The following is a 2,475-nucleotide window of genomic DNA, read 5'->3' on the forward strand; positions in this document are numbered from 1 at the left end:
TGAGTAAGTCTATAAGCCGGGTTCTGTATTTGATAGTCATCTATCTAGGCTATATATTTCTATATAGCTCAAGCCACCTACCCGGGACTGGCGGGCCACCTTAACGTCCCTCTATGCGGTGTTGCTCCAGGTGGGGTTTACATAGCCGGTAAGTCGCCATACCGCTGGTGAGCTCTTACCTCACCTTTCCACCCTTGCCATGCCAAAGACCGAAAGCAATCAGCTTCAATCTCCGGCAGGCGGTATATCTCTGTTGCACTTTCCTTGAAGTCGCCTTCACCGGGAGTTACCCGGCACCCTGCCCTATGGAGCCCGGACTTTCCTCGTGTACGGCCTTTCGGCACTGTACCCGCGACTATCTGGCTTACTCAATATTCTAAGTTTTCATCGGTAAATATATTATACGCATGAAAGATACAAATGTCAACAAAATTTAAATGGGTCCTCTTCCATATTGCTTTTCATAACCTCAATTTGTGGGAAATTCTCTTTTATCAGCTCAAAAAGCCTGTCGGCAATAATCCTTTCGGTATTAAAGTGCCCGGCATCTATAACGCACATTTCCATTTCCAGCATATCCACTGCATCATGATACTTTACATCTCCTGTAACCAATACATCCGCTTTCGATTTTGCAGCCTCCATCACTTCCCGGTCAAAGCTTCCGCAGAACACAGCCACTTTTTTAATCTCCCGGTTAATGCCGCCAATTACTCTCACGTTTTTTACACCAAGCTTTTCTTTTACAACAGCTACAAACTCTTCAAGACTTTTAGGTATGTCCAAGGCTCCCACATTTCCCATGCCGTACTGCCTGCCTTTTATCTCTAAAGGATAAATGTCATAAGCCACTTCTTCATAAGGATGTGCCTTTACCATGGCTTCTATCGCTTTTTTAAGGTCTTTTTGGCTGACTATAGTCTCCAGTCTGTACTCGTCGACCTTCTCCAAGTTGCCTGTTGTGCCAATATAGGGATTTGTGCCCTCCAACGGTCTAAATGTTCCCGTTCCCGCTGTCATAAAGGAGCAGTCGCTGTAATTGCCTATCCACCCTGCTCCGGCCCGGCTCATAGCATCCCTTACCGAATCCACACTTTCATGGGGAACAAACACAACTATCTTGTAAAGCTTTTCAGCCCTGTAATCCTTAAGATTTGCTATCTTAGTGAGCCCCAAAACCGAAGAAAGATAATCGTTAACTCCGCCACAAGCAACATCCAGATTGGTATGGGCACTGTATACCCCAATGCTGTTTTTTATCAGCCTGTAAATGATACTTCCCTTTGGGTCGTCCTCATTTATTCTTTTTAGCCCTTTAAATATAACAGGATGATGGGAGACAATCAAGTCGGCTTTTTTTGCTATAGCCTCATCCACGATTTTTGAAGTCACATCCAGACATACAAGTATTCTTTCTACGATACTCTCCCTGCTTCCAACAAGTAAGCCGACATTGTCATAATCTTCCGCAAGACTGTTGGGGGCCAGCTCCTCCATGTATTTTATTATCTCCCTTGCTTTAATGCTCATAAAATCACTCCTCTCAAGCTTTTTTATACTCCATAAAAAGCCTTGATATTTCATCCCTAATTCTTATGGTATCCAATCTTTTTTTGGAGTTCTTATCGTTCATTTTCTCCATTTCAAAAATAATTTTATCCAATTGCCGTATTCTTTTTTCAATGAGCTCCGGTAAAAGGGAATCCCTGTTTTCAAAAAGCTTCTCTCCGATATAATAATACGCTTCCTCTTTTGATTTCGCCTTTCCCGTCCACTTTACAGCCATGGCATTATATATTCTGTCTTCCTCTTTTGCAAGCTTCTCGTCAAAAATATCAAAACCGTTCTCGTAAAGCCATTGGCGAATAAGTTCTATGGCATTCATTGGTTGAATAACAAGCGTCCTGGCTTTTTGTGCCTTGGCAAAACCCTTTTCCAATATTTCCTTTATGAGTTGCCCGCCCATTCCCGCAATAATTATAACATCAACTTCGCTATCCTCTATGGGGTCCAACCCGTCCCCTACCCTGGTTTTTATGTATTGTGAAAGACCGTATTCGGCTATATTTTTGTCTGCAAAGCTTATTGGGCCTTTTCTGACATCGCAAGCCAATGCCTTTTGGCATTTTTTATTCATTACAAGATAAATGGGAATATATGCATGATCCGTCCCTATATCGCATACAATATTGCATTTGGGGGTAATGTCGGCAATAAGCTTTAAACGTCCCTTTAACTCCATGCTAGCATCCTTTCGCCATAAAAGTTTGATACCGTACGGTAACAATTATATTAGATTTTTTGCACATAATAAATAGTATAAAAACATTTTTAAAATTTATAAAAGGGGATGTTTTAATGATACAAAGCCGCAGGATGCTAAATACAAGGGACACCGAAAAACCTTTTGAGACTATAACCCTGAATTTTGCAGTTAGAAGAGGGAAAAAGAGCCCATAACCACGCTAAAATAGC

At 41.8% G+C, this 2,475-nt stretch carries 2 protein-coding genes and 1 other RNA gene; all 3 read right to left on the reverse strand.

The annotated features are described in order from the left end of the window. An RNA gene (gene rnpB, locus PLH43_RS13545) (RNase P RNA component class A) lies at positions 1–371 on the reverse strand; the annotation flags it as partial. A 52-nt stretch (positions 372–423) separates the two neighbouring features. Next, positions 424–1,530, reverse strand: coding sequence for a Nif3-like dinuclear metal center hexameric protein (locus PLH43_RS13550; RefSeq protein WP_324363993.1), 1,107 nt, complete (start codon positions 1,528–1,530; stop codon positions 424–426). Between the two features lie 13 nt (positions 1,531–1,543). Beyond that, on the reverse strand, positions 1,544–2,242 hold the full coding sequence (locus tag PLH43_RS13555) for a class I SAM-dependent methyltransferase (protein ID WP_324363995.1): 699 nt from the start codon (positions 2,240–2,242) through the stop codon (positions 1,544–1,546). Between the last annotated feature and the right edge of the window lie 233 nt (positions 2,243–2,475).

Source organism: Acetivibrio sp. (assembly GCF_035371925.1).
In the GTDB taxonomy this organism is placed as follows: domain Bacteria; phylum Bacillota; class Clostridia; order Acetivibrionales; family Acetivibrionaceae; genus Hungateiclostridium.

Coding starts and splice junctions, on each gene's coding strand:
- PLH43_RS13550 (WP_324363993.1), bottom strand. CDS start 1,530: ATGAGCATTAAAGCAAGGGAGATAATAAAATACATGGAGGAGCTGGCC.
- PLH43_RS13555 (WP_324363995.1), bottom strand. CDS start 2,242: ATGGAGTTAAAGGGACGTTTAAAGCTTATTGCCGACATTACCCCCAAA.